We start from the raw sequence: 19,275 nt of genomic DNA on the forward strand, positions 1-19,275 counted from the left end.
AAAAAACCGCCTTCAGTGAAGGCGGTTTGATTGCATTACAGGGGATCCGGAAACTTATTTGTTGCCGCTGCCTGCATTGCCGGTGCGACGCTGGCCTGCATGGGCAGGACGCGAACGTGCCGGACGGTTCTCAGCTGAACCACGGTTTTCTGAACCCCGGTTTTCAGACGTACCGCTGCGCTGACCGTTACCGCCCTGACGCGGAGCGCCTGAACGTGGAGCACCCGTACGCGGTGCGCCAGGACGCTGGCCCTGACGTGGCGCGCCACGCCCACCACCACCGCCGCTGCCCTGACGACCATTGATGATCGGCTCAGCTTTGATGCTCGGATCGGGCTCGTAACCTTCCAGTGCGATGCGAGGATTTTCACGTTTCAGCAGACGCTCGATATCACGCAGCAGTTTGTGTTCGTCCACACACACCAGAGAAATCGCTTCACCGGTGGCTTCCGCACGACCGGTACGGCCGATACGGTGAACGTAATCTTCCGGTACGTTTGGCAGCTCATAGTTGACCACGTGCGGCAACATATCGATATCCAGGCCACGCGCAGCGATGTCTGTTGCCACCAGAACACGGACAGAACCGGCTTTAAAATCAGCCAGTGCACGGGTACGTGCGCCCTGACTTTTGTTGCCGTGAATAGCAGCAGCCGTGATGCCATCTTTATTGAGTTGTTCGGCTAAATGGTTTGCACCATGTTTTGTCCGGTTGAACACCAGCACCTGTTTCCAGTCGCCTTCACCGATCATCTGCGACAGCAATTCTCTTTTGCGTTTCTTATCAACAAAATGAACGCTTTGTTCAATTTGCGCAGAAGCGGTGTTACGACGCGCGACTTCGACAGAGGCCGGGTTGGTCAGCAACTTACTCGCCAGACCTTTGATCTCATCAGAGAACGTCGCGGAGAACAGCAGGTTCTGACGCTTGGCAGGCAGTTTTGCCAGCAGGCGACGGATATCGTGAATGAAGCCCATGTCCAGCATGCGGTCGGCTTCGTCCAGCACCAGAATTTCAACCTGAGATAAATCAACAGCACGCTGATGTTCCAGATCCAGCAAACGACCCGGCGTTGCGATCAGCACATCCACACCACCGCGCAGTTTCATCATCTGCGGGTTGATGCTCACACCACCAAATACCACCAGAGAACGCAGGGTGAGGTATTTGCTGTAGGCCTGTACGTTTTCACCAATCTGCGCCGCCAGCTCACGGGTTGGGGTCAGGATCAGCGCACGAACCGGGCGACGTCCTTTGAATTGCGCGTTGGTATGGCTGAGCATATTGAGCAGCGGCAAGGTAAAACCAGCGGTTTTACCGGTACCGGTCTGCGCACTCGCCATCAGGTCACGGCCTTCCAGCACGACAGGAATAGCCTGACGCTGAATAGGCGTAGGTTCGCGATAGCCCTGTTCTTCAACAGCACGCAAAATTTCGGCACTTAAGCCGAGGGAATCAAATGACATATAAGGAAAAGCTCCAGTCCACTCTAACCCGAACGGGGTTCGGTGCAGTTTCAAGAGTGGATGATCAGACGAGGCAAATGAGGCATTACCACGAGGATTCGGCACAAACTGCAGTGCGCCAGTTGGGGCGATAGTAGCACAAAACGCCGCTCTGCGTGAAGTTATCTCCTTCTGGCCTGTAACTGATGGTTACAGCCGCAGATTCTGGTAACAGTTTCAGGCCGCATAATCTGCCGCGATAATCCGAAACTTTGACACAGGATAATCAATTATAAACCTGATGAATGGGTTCCCACTTTTTGCGTCCCACTTCACAGATTTGATTGCTATGCTTCTTTTCTCTCACTCCTCTGTCCATAAGGCTACATCGCTGCAACATGGAAACCTGGAAAGTAAATTTAATCTCCGTCTGGCTGGGCTGTTTTTTTACCGGCATGGCGATGAGTCAGATCCTGCCTTTTTTACCCCTTTATATCGAACAACTTGGCGTAACGTCTCACGAATCCCTGAGCCTGTGGTCAGGGCTGGTATTCAGCGGCACGTTCCTGGTTTCCGCCATCGTTGCGCCGTTGTGGGGCAGTCTGGCTGACCGCAAAGGCCGCAAACTGATGTTGCTGCGCGCCGCGCTGGGGATGGCGATTGTCATGATGTTGCAGGGGTTCGCCACCAACGTCTGGCAGCTTTTCATTCTGCGCACACTAATGGGCCTGACGTCCGGGTATATTCCCAACGCGATGGCGCTGGTCGCCTCGCAGGTACCGCGCGATAAAAGTGGCTGGGCGCTCGGCACGCTGTCTACCGGTCAGGTATCCGGCGTGATTATCGGCCCGCTGCTCGGCGGCTTTATGGCTGACCATCTCGGCCTGCGCACGGTGTTTTTCGTCACCAGCGGCATGCTGTTTATCAGCTTTCTGATCACATTATTTTTGATTAAAGAACGCGTGGTGCCGGTCACCAAAGCCAACCGTCTGAGCGGCAAAGCCGTATTTACTACGCTGCCCTACCCGTGGCTGATTGTCAGCCTGTTCGTCACCACCATGATGATTCAGCTCGCCAACGGTTCCATCAGCCCGATCCTGACACTATTTATCCGCGAACTGTCATCGGATACCAGCAATATCGCCTTTATCAGTGGCGTGATTGCCGCCGTGCCGGGCGTTTCCGCGCTGATGGCCGCCCCGAAACTTGGCAAGCTCGGCGACCGCATTGGCGCGCATCGCATTCTGATTGCCGCGCTGGTTTTTTGCTTCATTCTGTTTTGCCTGATGGCACTGATCAATACGCCGACCCAGCTCGGGATCCTGCGTTTCATGCTCGGTTTCGGCGATGGCGCGCTGATGCCTGCGGTACAGGCGTTGCTGGTGAAATACAGCAGTGATCAGGTCACCGGCCGGATATTCGGTTACAACCAGTCTTTTATGTATCTCGGGAATGTGGTCGGGCCGCTGATTGGCTCAAGTGCCTCGGCACTGCTTGGCTTCCGCTGGGTGTTTATCGTCACGGCGATACTGGTGCTGTTCAATACGGTGCAGGTTTGGTGGAGTTTTCGGCAGGTGCCGACGGGGCGGGTCAGGTTTTGATTTGCTCCTCCCCCTGCGAAGGGGGAGGCCGGGAGGGGGTTTTAAGGGCTGACACCATTATCCCTGCACACTTCAGCTTTCATTTTTTGATCTTAATACCCCACCCCAACCCTCCCCTTCGCAAGGGAGGGAGCTAATAAACCTAACCTGTCAGCATAAAAAAAGGGACACTTCTCAGTGCCCCTTTCTAATATTTGAAATCAAAAAACCTTACCGGCGGTTGCCGAAAATCCGCAACAACATCAGGAACAGGTTGATGAAATCGAGATACAAGGTCAGTGCGCCAACAATCGAGTATTTACGAAAGTTATCGCGGTCATCCGCTGACAACTGCGCACCCATATTTTTCAGCTTCTGCGTGTCATACGCCGTCAGACCGACGAAGATCAGCACACCGGCGTACGAAATGATGTTCGCGAGGCCGGAGCTTTTCAGCCACATGTTCACCAGTGATGCCAGCACCAGACCAATCAGAGCCATGAACAACATGCTGCCGATCCCGGTCAGGTCGCGCTTGGTCACGTAACCGTAGACACTCATTGCGCCGAACATACCGGCAGCGACGATGAACGTTCCAAAGATTGAATCACCGGTGTAGACCAGAAAAATGCTGGAAAGCGTCAGACCGGTCAGTGCGGAATACAGCATAAACAGGCCGGTGGCGACCGTGCCGCTCAGGCGATTCACCATGCCGGAAATCACGAACACCAGCGCCAGTTGCGCGATGATCAAGCCGAAGAAAGTAATCTGGCTGGAGAAAACAAAGCTCATGATTTTTTCAGAGCCGGAAGCGTACCAGGCCACAAATGCGGTCAGCAGCAAGCCACAGAACATCCAGCCATACACTTGCGCCATGTACGCCTGAATGCCGGTATTCGCGCGTTCAACAATTGAACCGTTACTGCGTGGATATCGATCCATGATGATTACCCTTTTGCATGGAGGATGAAAAATGAGGCCAAAACAGCCTCCCGATTTGTAAAGCGTATCACAGATAGAGAGAAAAGCATGGGAGGTCTGCGTATGGTTGAGGCGCTATTTACCAGCGCGCCGCCGCCTCTTTATCACTGTCGCGGGCATCGACCCAGCGATCACCCTCTTCTGTGGCTTCACGCTTCCAGAACGGCGCGCGGGTTTTCAGATGATCCATAATGAATTCATTGGCTTCAAAAGCCATACCGCGATGCGCGCTGGTCACGCCGACAAACACAATTTCATCGCCCGGATACATCGGTCCGACGCGGTGATAAACAGACACACTTTGCAGCGGCCAGCGGGTACGGGCTTCAGCAACAATCTCTGCCAGCGCTTTTTCGGTCATGCCCGGATAATGTTCCAGCGTTAAGGCGCTGACATGATTACCCAGATTATGATTACGCACTTTGCCTGTAAACGTGACCACAGCACCGTCGGCGTCCGATTGCGCCAGCCAGTTGTACTCATCACCCACGCTGAACGGCGCGGCATCAACAACAATTTTCGTCTGATCCATCTCAGCCCCCGGTGACCGGCGGGAAGAACGCCACTTCATCGCCCGCACGCAGCGGATGCGCCATCGTGGTCAGCGTCTGGTTAACCGCCACCAGTAATTTCCCGGATTCCAGCGCCAGTGCCCAGCGGTCGCCGCGTCCGGTGAGCGAAGCGCGCAGCTCTTCCACCGTGGCGAAATCAGCAGGGAGTTGCAGACCGGAGGTGCCGGTCAGTTCGCGTACCTGCGCGAAGAACAGAATGTCGATCATACTTCCACCTTACCTTCCGCCTTAAAATCTCCTGATTTACCGCCGCTTTTCTCCAGCAGGCGGATCGGGCCAATCACCATATCTTTTTGCACGGCTTTGCACATGTCGTAGATAGTGAGTGCCGCCACAGAAGCCGCCGTCAGCGCTTCCATTTCCACGCCGGTTTTACCGCTCAGACGGCAGCGGGATTCGATGCGCACACGGTTATGTTCCGGCTGTGCTTGCAGATTCACTTCCACTTTGGTCAGCAGCAGCGGATGACACAGTGGGATCAGATCCCAGGTTTTCTTCGCCGCCTGAATGCCAGCGATACGCGCCGTAGCAAACACATCACCTTTATGGTGATTGCCGTTGATGATCATCGCCAGCGTGTCAGCGGCCATTTCAACAAAAGCTTCGGCGCGGGCCTCGCGGACCGTTTCGGCTTTACCGGAAACATCCACCATGTGAGCGTCGCCGGACGCATTAATATGGGTCAGTTCAGACATACTTATTTCTTCAAATGTGGAGTGAAATTGCACGGCCCCTGACGGGCATCGAGCTGCGCTTCAATAATGTTGTCCCAGGCGGTCTGGCAGGCGCGGGTTGAACCGGGCATAGCGAAAATCACCGTCTGGTTGGCGATGCCGCCGATGGCGCGCGACTGAATCGTCGAGGTGCCGATATCTTCAAACGACACCATGCGAAACAGCTCGCCAAAACCTTCGATTTCACGGTCAAACAAAGGCTTCAGCGCTTCCGGCGTATTGTTGCCCGCGTTAAAACCCGTGCCACCGTTGACCAAAATCGCCTGAATCTTTTCATCCGCAATCCACGCAGATACAACAGCGCGGATGCTGTAAATGTTCTCTTTGACAATTTGCTGCGCGACGACATGATGGCCGCCTTCGGTCACCGCTTCTTTCAGGTAATGCCCGGACGTGTCTTCAGCGTCGGTTCGGCGGTCAGAAACCGTCATGATCGCGACAGATAAAGGCAAGAACTCTTTACTGGCTTTGCTCATCAGTTTGCTCCTTAAACGATCAGTACCGGGTTTAGCCGCCGATAAACGACAGGTTCTGAGTAATTCCGGTATTGCCTTCATGCAGGAAGTGGGTTTGTTTTTTACGGCTGAGGCCGCCCTGAATGCGGTCCATCAAATCGTCCTGTTGCATGTCGTCGGCTAATAAATCGCGTAACGGAATGCCTTGCTCGCCGAACAGACACAAATGCAGATTGCCAAGGGCAGACACACGCAGCCGGTTGCAACTGGCGCAGAAGTCTTTTTCGTACGGCATGATCAGACCGATTTCACCCAGATAATCCGGATGACTGAAGACTTGCGCGGGGCCATCGCTGCGTGAGCGAAGTTGTAACTGCCAGCCCTGACGCACCAGTTGTTCGCGCAGCACCTCACCGGAAACGTGGTGTTTGCGGAACAAGTCGCCGCCGTCGCCGGTTTCCATCAGTTCAATGAAACGCAGCTGGATCGGACGGGTTTTTATCCAGTCGAGGAAGGTATTCAGGCTGGCGTGATTGACATCGCGCATCAGCACGGTATTGACTTTCACCTTGCTGAAACCGGCGTCAAAGGCCGCATCTATACCCGCCATAACGTCGCGGAATTTATCCTGACCGGTGATGGCGTGAAACTGGCGGGCGTCGAGACTGTCGACGCTGACGTTGATGTTGGTCAGACCGGCATCGCGCCATTTATCGATATCACGCGCCATGCGATAACCGTTAGTGGTCACCGCGAGGGTTTTGATGGAAGGATTTTCGCGCACTGCGGCAATGATCTCGCAGAAATCGCGGCGCAGCGACGGCTCTCCACCGGTCAGGCGCACTTTTTCCGTTCCCAGACTGGCGAACGCGCGGCTGACCCGACGGATTTCATCGAGCGAGAGAAAGCTTTTATTGCTGTGTCCGTGCGGCTTGTAGCCATCCGGCAGACAATAGGTGCAACGAAAATTGCACACATCTGTGATCGACAGCCGCAAGTAATAAAACTTGCGGGCAAAAGCATCAGTAAGTTGAAGCACCTTAACACCTTTCCAGATACGGGAGATGCGGGCATTTCTGCCATGCACCCTGGTGACTTTCGTCACGGCCAGGGCTCCATATTGTTTCTGTGGGAACGACGTCAGAAAGGCAACTTAGGAACCAGGGCTAGGAGTTGATTCATACCGTCCGTAGCGGATCGAGAATGAATACGGGGGTAACGGGGGATATTCTAACGCCGCAAAGTCCTGAACGCCAAGATGGTTTTTCGTTATGTATTTTGATACATAACGATTTTTTACGACAAAAGGCTGCATTTTCAACGCTGAAACTGCCCGGTTTTTAATGTCCTGAGAGTGGCGTGAAGGGATAACATCTTGTTGCAAAATTAGGTAAAATCCGCCGCAGAAAACGATGTAAACCCGCCGCTCCCCATTTGAAAGGAAAACCATGCGCAACCGAACATTAGCAGACCTCGACCGGGTGGTGGCATTAGGCGGAGGTCACGGGCTGGGCCGTGTGATGTCTTCACTCTCGCTGCTGGGTCCGCGCCTGACCGGCATTGTGACGACTACCGATAACGGCGGTTCGACTGGCCGTATCCGCCGTTCCGTTGGCGGCATTGCCTGGGGTGATATGCGCAATTGCCTGAATCAGCTGATCACCGAACCGAGTCTGGCGTCGGCGATGTTCGAATACCGTTTCAGCGGCCAGGGCGAGCTGGATGGCCATAATCTTGGCAATCTGATGCTGCGCGCGCTGGATCATCTCACCGTGCGCCCGCTCGAAGCGATCAATCTGGTACGAAGCCTGCTGAAAGTCGACGCAGAACTGATCCCGATGTCAGAACAGCCGGTCGATCTGGCGGCCATTGATGCCAATGGTGAAACGGTTCACGGCGAAGTCAACGTCGATAAACTGGCACAAATTCCGCGCGAACTGCGGCTGGAACCCCAGGTGTCCACCACCCGTGAAGCGTTACAGGCCATTGCTGAGGCAAATCTGATCCTGATCGGGCCGGGGAGTTTCTTTACCAGCCTGATGCCGTTGTTACTGATGAATGATCTGACAACCGCGCTGCGCCGCAGCCGGGCGCATATCGTGTATATCGGAAATCTGGGGAAGGAACTGAGTGTCGCCGCCGCGTCGCTGACGCTGGACGACAAACTGGATATGATCGAGAAACGCATCGGCCGCCGCGCCGATGCCGCGATTGTCGGGCCGAAAGTCAAAATCGGCGGAAGCGCCACTGAACATCTGATTATTCAAAGCCCGCTCGAAGCCAGTGATGTGCCCTATCGTCATGACCGCGACATGTTACGCATGGCGATTGAAGAGGCGCTGCAAAAAATGATCTGATTGGTAAACATCAGATATAAGAAAGGCCGCGCGATGCGGCCTTTTTTGCGTCCGAAAACTGAATTTACTGCCAGTCAGCCAGGATTTCCGCAGTGGTTTTTACCGTTACCGGATTTCCCGGCACAGATAACTCACGCCACACTTCATTATGCTGCCCGATCAGTTGCTGCGCCGTCGCGTGTGTGCGATCGCCGGTAGTGTGCGCATCTGACGCAACCGTCACGGCATAGCCTTTGCTGGCAGCGATTTTGATGGTGGTGTCTACGCAATAATCCGTTGCACAACCGCAAAGGGTAAAACGGGTCGCATTCAGTTCCTGCAGAACGTTATCGAGTGAAGTGCGGTAGAAGGAATCACAGGCGGTTTTAGTCACAGAAATCGCGCCTTCCGGCTGATGTAATTCCGGTAATATCTGCCAGAATTCGCTGCCTTCGGTCATTTCACCTTCAGCGTGCTGAATGAAAATAACCCGCCCTGCCCGGTCAATCAGCTGATTAATGCGCTCAGCCCGTCCGCTGCGGTCATAACGCGGGGAAGCGAACACCCCGTTTTGCATATCCACCACGATAAGAACATGTTGCTCTGACACGATCCTTCCCCTCAAATGAACAGAATGAAATGCGCCTAAATTACTTTTTCACCAGCGGATGGTTATTCCACGGGCTGTCGGCAGCCGGTTTGGCGGTGCTGACTTTTGGCTTTTGCGGAGCCTGTGCTGAGAGCGGTGTGCGGCGCTTGCTGCGGGTCATATCCGGGCGCAGATGACCTTCAATGAAATCCAGATACAGCGTTTCCACTTCCTTACGCGCCCACGGCGTGCGGCGCAGAAATTTCAGGCTGGATTTCACACTCGGGTCGCTTTTGAAGCAGTTGATATTCACCTGCGAGGCCAGCGCCGGCCAGCCAAAGTTATCCACCAGCGTTGTCAGCAGTTTTTCCAGCGTGACGCCGTGCAGCGGATCTTTCGCTGCGCCAGGGTTTTGTGGTGTATCAGTCATTGGCTCGCTCTTCGTTAAAATGTCTGGGTCATGATTTTTAAGCCGCGCAGTCTACCACCCTTCTCGTTATGAAATCGCAATAAACTGCTCACGCAAGGCATGCAACTCGTCGCGCGTGTTGGCCGCCTCTTCGAATTCCAGATTTTGCGCGTGCGCATACATCTTGCTTTCCAGCTCTTTGATGCGTTGCTCCAGCGCTTTCGGCGTAAGCGATTTGAAGGTTTGCGCCGCTTCGGCATCGCGTTTGTCTTTGTTCTTTTTGGTTTTCGGCTGACCGAGTTGCAGGATGTCGGAGATCTTCTTGTTCAGCCCCATCGGCGTGATGCCGTTTTCGAGGTTGTACGCTTCCTGTTTGGCGCGACGTCGTTCGGTTTCTTCAATGGCGCGGGCCATTGAATTGGTAATTTTATCACCGTACAGAATCGCTTTACCGTTGAGGTTACGCGCCGCACGGCCGATGGTCTGGATAAGCGAACGTTCAGAACGCAGGAAGCCTTCCTTGTCCGCATCGAGAATCGCCACCAGCGACACTTCCGGCATGTCCAGCCCTTCGCGCAGTAAGTTGATGCCGACCAGCACGTCAAATTCCCCCAGACGCAAATCGCGGATAATCTCGACGCGCTCGACGGTATCGATATCAGAGTGCAGGTAACGCACCTTCTCGCCGTGTTCCTCCAGATACTCAGTCAGATCCTCGGCCATACGCTTGGTGAGCGTGGTGACCAGCACACGCTCGTTAATCGCCACACGCTTGCGGATTTCAGACAGCAGGTCATCAACCTGCGTGGTTACCGGTCGCACTTCGATGATCGGATCCAGCAAACCGGTCGGACGCACGACCTGATCGACCACATCGTCACCGGATTTCTCCAGCTCGTATTTGCCCGGCGTGGCCGAGACATAAATACTTTGCGGCGCCAGGGCTTCGAATTCCTCAAAGCGCATCGGGCGGTTATCCAACGCTGAAGGCAGGCGGAAACCGTATTCCACCAGCGTTTCTTTACGCGAGCGGTCGCCTTTGTACATACCGCCGATTTGCGGAATGGTGACGTGCGATTCATCGACAATCAGCAGGCCGTCAGCCGGCAAATAATCAAACAGCGTCGGCGGCGGCTCGCCCGGCCCGCGGCCAGACAGATAACGTGAGTAGTTTTCGATACCGGAGCAATAACCCAGCTCGTTCATCATTTCGAGATCAAACTGCGTACGCTGGCTGATGCGCTGTTCTTCCAGCAATTTGTTGTTGGCCAGCAACACTTTGCGGCGATCCGCCAGTTCGACTTTAATTTCTTCCATCGCCTGCACAATACGTTCGCGTGGCGTGACGTAGTGCGTTTTCGGGTAGATGGTGAAACGCGGCACTTCATGCTGCACCTGGCCTGTCAGCGGATCAAACAGCGAAAGGCGTTCAACTTCCTGATCAAATAACTCAATGCGCAGCGCCAGATCGTCCGATTCCGCCGGGAACACATCAATCACTTCGCCACGCACGCGGAAAGTACTGCGCTGGAAAGCCTGATCGTTGCGTGCATATTGCAGTTCCGCCAGACGGCGCAGGATCGAACGCTGATCGATAATCATCCCTTTGGTCAGGTGAAGCATCATTTTCAGGTATAAGTCCGGGTCGCCCAGACCGTAAATCGCAGAAACAGAGGCCACCACAATGACATCGCGCCGTTCGAGCAGCGCTTTGGTGGCAGAAAGACGCATCTGCTCGATGTGTTCGTTCACCGAGGCGTCTTTTTCGATAAAGGTATCGGAGCTCGGAACATACGCTTCAGGCTGATAATAGTCATAGTAAGAGACGAAATATTCGACGGCGTTTTCCGGGAAGAACTCTTTCATCTCGCCGTATAACTGTGCGGCCAGCGTTTTGTTGGGGGCAAGCACCATCGTCGGACGGTTCAGATCCGCAATCACATTCGCCACGGTAAAGGTTTTTCCTGAACCGGTTACCCCGAGCAATGTCTGGTGCGCCAGTCCGTTCTCCAGCCCTTCTTCCAGACGGCGTATCGCCTCTGGCTGGTCACCTGACGGTTTAAATTCGGAATGCAGTTTGAACTCTTTACTCATGACGGGCTACCTGACTGAAATGGGAATGCATAGGGCCATGCGCGCTGAACGGGTGAACAGTTTGCGGAAAAATAGTATGAAAGACTTCGCGATTTTTGCCAGCCCTGATTTTACCTTCGCTATAATACTGTATATAAAACCAGCTTCCAATCGATAAAAAGTGTTGGCGTTTTAACGTGCTGTCGATGCTGCACTTTTTTAGGATATGACGAATGAGAATTCTCACCATCAGATGACATTTTTTCCCAAAATCCGCATTCCCTCCATTTTCTGACCACAGGTTGACGAAGATTGACACAACTATGACGAACGAATTACGGCTGTATTGCTTTTAACTAACTCGTTGATTAAAAACAGTATCATTAAAAAGCTGCGAATACGGGCAAACTAAGCGGAACCCGCATGCTGACTCGTCTGTAGCAACTTTTCTCACTCTCATGCACAAGGTTATCCACAGGAATAGTGGATAAGTCCCAGCACGCCCCGCGCTGCGGGAGTTGGTAAAAAACTGAATTTTGCCTTCCGTGAGTCTGAAAGGTCTTTTTTAGTTATTTTTTATCTTTTTTATCTCCTTATTTATGCCTATTTTGCCTAAATTTCTGGGCTGATGTTTCTTGCAAAAACCAAAAGTACATCTCACCAGAATTTTTTGCTCACGTTTGTCCATGTGTTTGCACCAAAAACAGTGAAGACGGCACTGGCAAAGTGCAGTTCACCGTGGACTACTCCTTATGGGGTAATCTCAAAAACCTCAGAAATGCTAATGAATAATCCGAAATCATCAGCGGCGCGCCTGTTAACACCCCTGTAACTTCTCTTTCCCTGGCCGTTTTTACAAACTTGGCCTGAGAGTTGCAACGTCTCTGCATGTGGAGGTTGCGACAGCCGGAACTGCTTTTTTCGCCCCGCCATAAAAAATGAGAATTCCCCTGCTTTCAGGCAGGAAAAATCATTTTTAGCGCAAGGAAATGCCCCTTAACCCCATTTATCACTGATTAAGGGGGATTTATCTGTAATTGATGCTGTCAGGTTAGCCGTCAACAAACGGAATTAAATTCTGCGTTGGGGCATTAACAGCGGAACATAAATGTCAGAAATATGACAGTGGCCGTCAAAATGAAGTTCAGCGGAAGGCTCCGTGCGGGAGGGAGGTCTGATGTTAAGTGTAAAATCAGTTAATCAGTATTATGGGCAAAAACATATTCTGTGGGATATCAATCTCGAACTGTACCGCGGTCAATGTACCTGCCTGATCGGGCGAAATGGCGTGGGAAAAACCACGCTGGTGAACTGCATCATGGGGCATCTTCCGGTGAAAAGCGGCGCCATCTCCTGGCAGTCGCGTGACGAAGAGCCGCAAAGTCTGCTGAATTTGCCGGTCGAAAGCCGCGCGCAAATGGGGATTGGTTATGTGCCACAGGGACGGCAGATTTTTTCGCAGATGAGCGTCGATGAAAACCTGCAAATCGCCATGATGGCCAGCCGGAATAAGACCCGTCGCGTGCCGGAAGAGGTGTATGACCTGTTTCCGACATTAAAGGAGATGGGGGCGCGCAAAGCCGGTGAGCTCGATGAAAGCCAGCAGCAACAACTGGCAATCAGTCGTGCGCTGGTTCAGGAACCTGAATTACTGATTCTGGATGAACCGACCGAGCACACCAGCGCATCGATGGCGGCAAACATGGGCAATATCATTCACCGCCTGAACCGTGATCTCGGCCTGACATTGTTGCTGGTCGGTCATAAACTGCCGTTCATCCGCAGCGTTGCCGACCGGTTCTGCCTGGTCGACGGCGGACGCAACATCGCGCAAGGCACACTGGCGCAGCTTGACGATACATTAGTCAAAAATTATCTGACCGTCTGACGTCTCATGCCGTGAGACGGTTAAGATGAAGATACTGTCCCAAATTAACGTCAGTTCCGGCACTCAGGTAAGGGATCTCGCCCAGCAAAGGCGCAGGCAGCATACGCGTGAGCGTATCCATGTATGCCTGATGATGCTTCCCCGTTTCCTGTACGTCGTTAGCTATCCAGCCCGCCAGATGCAACCCGCTTTGTGTGATGGCCTGCGCCGTCAGCACGGCGTGGTTAATGCAACCCAGCCGCATGCCTACCACTAACACTACCGGCAACTGCTCGGCGATAACCCAGTCAGCAAAGGTATAATCTGCCGTCAGCGGTGTGTACCAGCCGCCTGCGCCTTCCACCACCACCCAGTCCGCCAGCGGTTCGAGATGACGTAATCCGTCTGATAGCACCCGCGGATCAATCGGCCGTTTTTCCAGTTCGCTGACGATATGTGGCGAAGTCGGTTCGATAAAGGTGCAGGGGTTCACTTCGTCATAACGCAGCCCGACGGTGCTGTAAGCCTGTAACGCCAGCGCATCACTGTTGCGCGGGCCTTCGCCGGTCATTTCACTGCCGGATGCCACCGGTTTGTATCCGGCTGTTTTGTGTCCTGCCTGCGCGGCAGCCTGCAAAAAAGCGGTGGTCGCGACGGTTTTACCGACTTCAGTGTCGGTGCCGGTAATAAAGTATTTTTGTTTCATGAAAAGCCTGGTGTTGGTTTTAGCTCCCTCCCCTGCGAAGGGGAGGGTTGGGGTGGGGTGGGGTATTAATGGCAACTCTGACTTTCAAGTTGCCTGCAAAACCCCCCTCCCAACCTCCCCCTTCGCAGGGGGAGGAGTTATTTATCGGGGGATCAGTTCTTCGACCTGCAAAATGCCGTAGACCAGCCGGTAGTTGAGCGGCAGGATGCCGTCGCGGCGGGCATAGTGTTTGTCCAGCAATTGCAGACGTTCACGCCCGCCCAGACCGCCGAGGCGGCCATTTTTGATGTGCGTCGCACCGATGCCTTTCAGCGAGCGCAGCAGCGACATCACATCGGGGAATTGAGCAACATGATCGCTGAAGGTCACATCATGGCGATACGGCGCGCAGGCTTCGGCGATTTTGTCCGGCGTCAGGAACTGATTCACGTGACGTCGGCCATCGACCTTCATCCATGCCGCGGCCAGCTCATTGAGCGAACCTTCTGCCAGCGTGGAAAACAGCACCAGCCCGCCGTTGCGGGTGACGCGGTGCATTTCTTCCAGTGCGCGTGGCAGCGCGTTACACCACTGCACCGCCAGATTGCTGAAGCAGATATCGACAGAGTTGTCGGCAAACGGCAAACGTTCGATGTCGCCCGGCACGTACTCATCAGCAGAATCCAGCTCACGGGCGCGATTTAACATGCCCTCAGAGAGATCCAGCGCAATGACATTTTTACCCTGCGCACGCCAGTAACGGCTGAAGTGGCCGGTGCCACAGCCCGCATCGACGACAATCTTACCGGCGTCTTGCAGATACGGCGCTGCCAGCGCCAGTAATTCCTCACCCACATCACGCTGCAACTGCGCGGCGTTTTCGTAACTGATAGCGGCACGACTGAACGCATCGGCCACCGCTTGTTTGTTCACTAATTCAGTGACTGCACCCATGAAGGGACTCCAGCAAAAAATCGATATCTTCCGGCTCATGCGCCGCTGTCAGGGTAATGCGCAGCCGCGCACTGCCCGGTGGCACCGTCGGTGGACGGATGGCGCTGACCCACAATCCGCGATCGCGCAAGGTGGATGCCAGATCCAGCGCGGGCTGGTTTTCACCCACAATCACCGGCTGGATCGCCGTCTGTGAACCGGTCAGCGGATACGGCAAACCGGCGGCACCCGCGCGAAAACGGGCAATATTGGCGGCCAGTTTATCACGCAGACCGTCATCCTGCCGGACTCGTGCCAGTGCAGCCTGTAACGCGCACACCTGCGCGGCGGGCATCGACGTGCTGTAAATCAGATGGCGGGCAAACTGCAACAGGTAATCGGCGGTAGCATCATCACACAACACCGCCGCGCCGCTGCAACCGAAAGCTTTTCCGAATGTGACCACCAGCAGTTCCGGCCGGATGCCCTGTTGCCAGCAACTGCCGCGCCCTTCTTCACCGGTAACGCCCACACCGTGCGCGTCATCAACCATCAGCCAGCTACCGTGCGCTTTGGACAAGCTATGCAGATCAGCCAGCGGCGCGGCGTCGCCGTCCATACTGAATACACCTTCGGTCACCACCAGCGTTTCACCGGCTACGGGTTTTTCCAGCAGGCGCTGCAGGGAATCCGGCTGATTGTGGTGAAAACGCCGCAACTGCGAAGGTGCATGGGCTGCGGCTTCCAGTAAAGACGCGTGACTGAGTTTGTCAGCCAGCACGCGATCCTCAGCCTGCATCAGCGCCGCGAGAATCGCCTGATTCGCCGCAAAACCGGAGATAAACAGCAAAGCCCGCGGATATCCCTGCCACTGCGCCAGTTGTTGCTCAAACGCGGCATGCACCTCGCTGTAACCGGTGACGTGTCCTGAACCGCCGCTGCCGACACCGTATTTAGCCGCACCCTGCTGCCACGCGGCGATCACCTCAGCGTCCTGACTCAGGCCGAGATAATCGTTACCGGAAAAATTCAGATAACGCCGCCCGCCCTGCGTCAGAAAACGCGCACTGCCGCCCTCATTCGGCTGCCGTACACGAAATGCCGCCGCCTGTTTGCGCGCCGCCACCGCGTCGTTGATCCGCGTTTGCCAGCTCACCGGTTATACCGCAGCGTTGTAGAACTGATCGGTATCGGCGTGGACCAGCTGCTCGGCAAGCGCGGCCTGCTGCTGGTTATCGCCCATTTCTGTTTCAAATGACTGCGGGTTAAGCCCCAGCTTGCCGAACAGAATCAGGTCTTTATCTTCTGCCGGGTTTGGCGTGGTCAGCAGTTTGCAGCCGTAGAAGATGGAGTTGGCACCGGCCATAAAGCACATCGCCTGGGTCTGCTCACTCATCTGTTCGCGACCTGCGGAAAGGCGCACATAAGATTGCGGCATCATGATGCGCGCGACCGCGATCGTGCGGATGAAATCAAACGGATCCACATCGTCATTATCCGCCAGCGGCGTACCTTTCACTTTCACCAGCATGTTGATCGGCACACTTTCCGGCGGCACCGGCAGGTTCGCCAGTTGCATCAGCAAACCGGCGCGGTCTTTGACGGTTTCACCTAAACCCACAATACCGCCGGAACAGACTTTGATGCCTGCGCCGCGCACTTCCGCCAGCGTATCCAGGCGTTCCTGATAGCTGCGGGTCGTTATGATGCTGCCGTAAAATTCCGGCGAGGTATCAAGGTTATGGTTGTAGAAATCCAGCCCGGCGTGCGCCAGACGCTGTGCCTGCGTAGTGTTCAGCGTGCCGAGGGTCATGCAGGTTTCCATGCCCATTTCTTTCACGCCCTGCACCATCTGCTCGAGGTACGGCATGTCACGATCGTGCGGGTTTTTCCACGCCGCGCCCATACAGAAACGGGTTGAACCGGCGGCTTTCGCCTGTCGGGCAGATTCGAGCACCTGCTCGACTTGCATCAGACGTTCAGATTCCAGCCCGGTTTTGTAACGGGAACTTTGAGGGCAATATTTACAGTCTTCGGGACAGGCACCGGTTTTGATCGACAGCAAGGTGCTGACCTGAACCTGTCGCGGGTCAAAATGCTGACGGTGAATTTGCTGCGCTTCGAACATCAGCTCCAGGAATGGCTTATCGAACAGAGCCTGCGTTTTTTCCAGCGTCCAGTGGGTGCGGGTAGTCATTGATGACTTCTCCAAAATAGAGGGAATAATTTTTAAGGGTTATAATCCGTAAACTATTTTTAATTTGTTTTGGTTTACCGTCAACGTTAAAATTATTTTTTAGTTTACAACTTACGCCTCAGGATTCGTTTATGACTCCCGCCGATATTGAATTCGACCAGCGCCACATCTGGCATCCGTATACCTCCATGACCAAACCGCTGCCCGCCTATCCGGTGGAATCCGCGTCCGGCGTGATGTTGCAACTGGCTGATGGCCGCAAACTGGTTGACGGCATGTCGTCCTGGTGGGCGGCAATCCACGGTTACAACCATCCGCAGTTGAACCAGGCGGCCATCGAACAAATCGGAAAAATGTCACATGTGATGTTTGGCGGGATCACCCATCCGCCGGCGGTTGCGTTGTGCGGCCGTCTGGTAGAAATGACCCCCGCCGGGCTGGAATGCGTGTTTCTGGCGGATTCTGGTTCGGTGGCCGTTGAAGTAGCACTGAAAATGGCGATGCAATACTGGCAGGCGCGCGGTGAAAAACGCCAGACGTTGCTGACCCTGCGCAACGGCTATCACGGCGACACCTTTGGCGCGATGTCAGTCTGTGACCCGCAAAACTCGATGCACAGTTTGTATCAGGGTTATCTGCCACAGCATCTGTTCGCCGATGCGCCGCAGAGCCGTTTTGACGGGAAATGGGATGAGGCGGATATCGCGCCATTTGCCAAAATGCTGGACGAAAATCACCGCAAAATCGCCGCAGTCATTGTAGAACCCATCGTTCAGGGGGCGGGCGGGATGCGGATTTATCACCCGTTGTATCTCAAACGCGTGCGTAAGTTATGCGATGAATATGGCGTGTTGCTGATTGCCGATGAAATTGCCACCGGATTTGGCCGCACCGGCAAGCTGTTTGCCTGTGATCACGCCGGGATTTCGCCGGATATCCTCTGCCTCGGCAAAGCCCTGACCGGCGGCTACATGACACTTTCCGCCACGCTCACCACCCGCCATGTGGCACAGGTGATCAGTGACGGCGAGGCGGGATGTTTCATGCACGGCCCGACATTTATGGGCAATCCGCTGGCCTGCGCGGTCGCCAGCGCCAGCCTGCATTTACTTGCGGAAAACCGCTGGCAGGCGCAGGTATTGAGCATTGAGAAACAGCTGAATGCCGGTTTACAGCCGCTGGCAGCACATCCGGCGGTCGCCGATGTGCGGGTGCTCGGGGCGATTGGTGTGGTGGAAATGCGCCAGCCGGTAGACATGGCGCAATTGCAGAAGCATTTCGTCGGTCAGGGCGTGTGGATCCGCCCGTTCGGCAAGCTGATTTACCTGATGCCGCCGTACATCATTTCACCTGAAGAACTGAGCAAACTGACCGGCGCAATCGCCAGCGCACTGGCTGCGCTTTACTGATTAGCCTGTGGTGACTAACCGGTGCGAGGTAGATAACAGCGCGCTCAGTTTTTCCCGGCTGAGCCGCGCTTCTTCATTAAGAAAATCAATTGCCACTTTCAGCGCAGGGGTCGGATTTTCCGGATACAGCAACGTATAAGACGCGCCGCTTGCCACGCACAGCGGGAACGGCGCAATCACCCTTCCCGCCTGCAAATCATCTTCAATTAATGTCAGATCGCCTATCGCCACACCGTAGCCCTGCAACGCCGAATTGATCGCCAGATCCAGCGTATCGAAATGCTGTGATTTGGCTGACGGCAATCCCTGTACGCCCTCCTCCCGCAGCCACAACAACCAGTCGCGACGGTCACGCGTCGGGTGAAGCAGCGTTTTATCGGCCAGATCCGCCACTTTCGTTTTCCCTTTATGACGCGGCAGAAACTCCGGCGTACACACCGGCGTCAGCACTTCATCAAACAGATGATGCGCCCGGCGCTGTGATTCCGGCGGACGACCAAACACTACGGCAGCATCAAAATGTTCGTTGCTGAAATCCACGCCGTGGGCGATGGAAGCTGTCAGCTCGATCTGCAAATCCGGCCTGTCGTTTTGTAGCTGGATAACACGCGGCAGCAGCCAGCGCATGGAACAGGTCGGGCATTTAATGCGTAAGGTATCCGGATGCGAACCCACACGTTGCAGGGCTTCTCCCATCAGCGCCAGCGCCTGTTGTACCGGCGGCAACAACTGCGCCCCGCGCGGGGTCAGCGTCAGCCCGCGGGCCTGACGTAAAAACAACGGATAACCCAGCGTGGCCTCAAGTCCGGTGATCTGGCGACTGACCGCGCCCTGGGTGATGTGCAGCAACGCCGCCGCGTGTGTCAGATTCAAGGTTTGCGCAACCACGGCAAAGGTTTTCAGCACGTTGAGCGAGGGTAAATTCAGATACGGCAGTTCAGGAGAAAAACTCACAGTTACCTCGTCAGAAACGTTATAAAGCCATGACTTCAGATCATAACGAGTATGA

At 54.7% G+C, this 19,275-nt stretch carries 19 protein-coding genes and 1 riboswitch; of the genes, 4 read left to right on the forward strand and 15 right to left on the reverse strand.

What is annotated here, in order from left to right; all coding sequences use genetic code 11:
* Window positions 1–54 precede the first annotated feature (54 nt).
* Window positions 55–1,467: an ATP-dependent RNA helicase RhlE gene (gene rhlE, locus HGO41_RS08915; RefSeq protein ID WP_250980973.1), complete on the reverse strand. Its 1,413-nt coding sequence runs from the start codon at window positions 1,465–1,467 to the stop codon at window positions 55–57.
* Window positions 1,468–1,844: 377 nt separating this feature from the next.
* Between rhlE and HGO41_RS08920 the strand changes: the two genes are divergently transcribed.
* Window positions 1,845–3,047: a multidrug efflux MFS transporter gene (locus HGO41_RS08920; RefSeq protein ID WP_013576372.1), complete on the forward strand. Its 1,203-nt coding sequence runs from the start codon at window positions 1,845–1,847 to the stop codon at window positions 3,045–3,047.
* A 210-nt stretch (window positions 3,048–3,257) separates the two neighbouring features.
* Here HGO41_RS08920 and HGO41_RS08925 read toward each other — a convergent pair whose 3' ends face one another.
* The 6 genes from HGO41_RS08925 to moaA all read right to left on the reverse strand — a co-directional run bounded on the left by HGO41_RS08925 (window position 3,258) and on the right by moaA (window position 6,807).
* The gene (locus tag HGO41_RS08925; RefSeq protein ID WP_013576373.1) at window positions 3,258–3,968 is read right to left on the reverse strand and encodes a Bax inhibitor-1/YccA family protein; all 711 of its coding nucleotides are present in this window, start codon (window positions 3,966–3,968) and stop codon (window positions 3,258–3,260) included.
* 118 nt (window positions 3,969–4,086) lie between these two features.
* On the reverse strand, window positions 4,087–4,539 hold the full coding sequence (moaE, locus tag HGO41_RS08930) for a molybdopterin synthase catalytic subunit MoaE (RefSeq protein ID WP_112151652.1): 453 nt from the start codon (window positions 4,537–4,539) through the stop codon (window positions 4,087–4,089).
* Window position 4,540: 1 nt separating this feature from the next.
* Window positions 4,541–4,786, reverse strand: coding sequence for a molybdopterin synthase sulfur carrier subunit (gene moaD, locus HGO41_RS08935; protein WP_013576375.1), 246 nt, complete (start codon window positions 4,784–4,786; stop codon window positions 4,541–4,543).
* Entirely contained in the window at window positions 4,783–5,274 is a 492-nt protein-coding gene (gene moaC, locus HGO41_RS08940) for a cyclic pyranopterin monophosphate synthase MoaC (RefSeq protein ID WP_013576376.1), read from the reverse strand. Before moaC ends, moaD begins: the two co-directional genes overlap by 4 nt.
* A 2-nt stretch (window positions 5,275–5,276) precedes the next feature.
* Window positions 5,277–5,789: a molybdenum cofactor biosynthesis protein B gene (moaB, locus tag HGO41_RS08945; RefSeq protein WP_013576377.1), complete on the reverse strand. Its 513-nt coding sequence runs from the start codon at window positions 5,787–5,789 to the stop codon at window positions 5,277–5,279.
* Window positions 5,790–5,820: 31 nt separating this feature from the next.
* Window positions 5,821–6,807, reverse strand: a complete 987-nt coding sequence (gene moaA, locus HGO41_RS08950) for a GTP 3',8-cyclase MoaA (RefSeq protein WP_015690228.1) — start codon at window positions 6,805–6,807, stop codon at window positions 5,821–5,823.
* Window positions 6,797–6,953: riboswitch (molybdenum cofactor riboswitch) on the reverse strand. Its footprint overlaps the gene before it by 11 nt.
* A gap of 263 nt (window positions 6,954–7,216) precedes the next feature.
* Between moaA and HGO41_RS08955 the strand changes: the two genes are divergently transcribed.
* A complete protein-coding gene (locus HGO41_RS08955) occupies window positions 7,217–8,125 on the forward strand; it encodes a gluconeogenesis factor YvcK family protein (RefSeq protein WP_250980974.1) in 909 nt (302 codons plus the stop codon).
* 64 nt (window positions 8,126–8,189) lie between these two features.
* On the opposite strand, the gene HGO41_RS08960 is transcribed toward HGO41_RS08955, so the two are convergent.
* The 3 genes from HGO41_RS08960 to uvrB form a co-directional block, all read right to left on the reverse strand.
* On the reverse strand, window positions 8,190–8,714 hold the full coding sequence (locus HGO41_RS08960; RefSeq protein WP_015690230.1) for an isochorismatase family protein: 525 nt from the start codon (window positions 8,712–8,714) through the stop codon (window positions 8,190–8,192).
* Between the two features lie 40 nt (window positions 8,715–8,754).
* On the reverse strand, window positions 8,755–9,123 hold the full coding sequence (locus HGO41_RS08965) for a VF530 family protein (RefSeq protein ID WP_013576381.1): 369 nt from the start codon (window positions 9,121–9,123) through the stop codon (window positions 8,755–8,757).
* 66 nt (window positions 9,124–9,189) lie between these two features.
* On the reverse strand, window positions 9,190–11,196 hold the full coding sequence (gene uvrB / locus HGO41_RS08970) for an excinuclease ABC subunit UvrB (protein ID WP_013576382.1): 2,007 nt from the start codon (window positions 11,194–11,196) through the stop codon (window positions 9,190–9,192).
* Window positions 11,197–12,352: 1,156 nt separating this feature from the next.
* Here uvrB and HGO41_RS08975 point away from each other — a divergent pair.
* Window positions 12,353–13,063 (forward strand): ABC transporter ATP-binding protein, encoded by a 711-nt coding sequence (locus tag HGO41_RS08975; RefSeq protein WP_013576383.1) that lies wholly within the window; start codon window positions 12,353–12,355, stop codon window positions 13,061–13,063.
* Between the two features lie 4 nt (window positions 13,064–13,067).
* Here the strand turns inward: HGO41_RS08975 and bioD are convergent, their stop codons facing one another.
* The 4 genes from bioD to bioB all read right to left on the reverse strand — a co-directional run bounded on the left by bioD (window position 13,068) and on the right by bioB (window position 16,857).
* Entirely contained in the window at window positions 13,068–13,748 is a 681-nt protein-coding gene (gene bioD / locus HGO41_RS08980; RefSeq protein WP_013576384.1) for a dethiobiotin synthase, read from the reverse strand.
* A gap of 141 nt (window positions 13,749–13,889) precedes the next feature.
* A complete protein-coding gene (gene bioC, locus HGO41_RS08985; RefSeq protein ID WP_015690232.1) occupies window positions 13,890–14,681 on the reverse strand; it encodes a malonyl-ACP O-methyltransferase BioC in 792 nt (263 codons plus the stop codon).
* Window positions 14,665–15,816 (reverse strand): 8-amino-7-oxononanoate synthase, encoded by a 1,152-nt coding sequence (gene bioF / locus HGO41_RS08990; RefSeq protein ID WP_126125052.1) that lies wholly within the window; start codon window positions 15,814–15,816, stop codon window positions 14,665–14,667. The genes bioC and bioF overlap by 17 nt, the downstream gene beginning before the upstream one ends.
* Before the next feature lie 3 nt (window positions 15,817–15,819).
* A complete protein-coding gene (gene bioB, locus HGO41_RS08995; protein ID WP_223509266.1) occupies window positions 15,820–16,857 on the reverse strand; it encodes a biotin synthase BioB in 1,038 nt (345 codons plus the stop codon).
* Window positions 16,858–16,988: 131 nt separating this feature from the next.
* Here bioB and bioA point away from each other — a divergent pair, with 131 nt between their 5' ends.
* Complete coding sequence (gene bioA, locus HGO41_RS09000; protein ID WP_250980975.1) at window positions 16,989–18,266, forward strand: adenosylmethionine--8-amino-7-oxononanoate transaminase; 1,278 nt, start codon at window positions 16,989–16,991, stop codon at window positions 18,264–18,266.
* Here the strand turns inward: bioA and HGO41_RS09005 are convergent, their stop codons facing one another.
* On the reverse strand, window positions 18,267–19,220 hold the full coding sequence (locus tag HGO41_RS09005; RefSeq protein WP_013576389.1) for a LysR substrate-binding domain-containing protein: 954 nt from the start codon (window positions 19,218–19,220) through the stop codon (window positions 18,267–18,269).
* Window positions 19,221–19,275: the final 55 nt, after the last annotated feature.

The sequence above is a fragment of the Rahnella sp. CG8 genome (genome assembly GCF_023701875.1).
Taxonomy (GTDB): Bacteria; Pseudomonadota; Gammaproteobacteria; order Enterobacterales; family Enterobacteriaceae; genus Rahnella; species Rahnella aceris.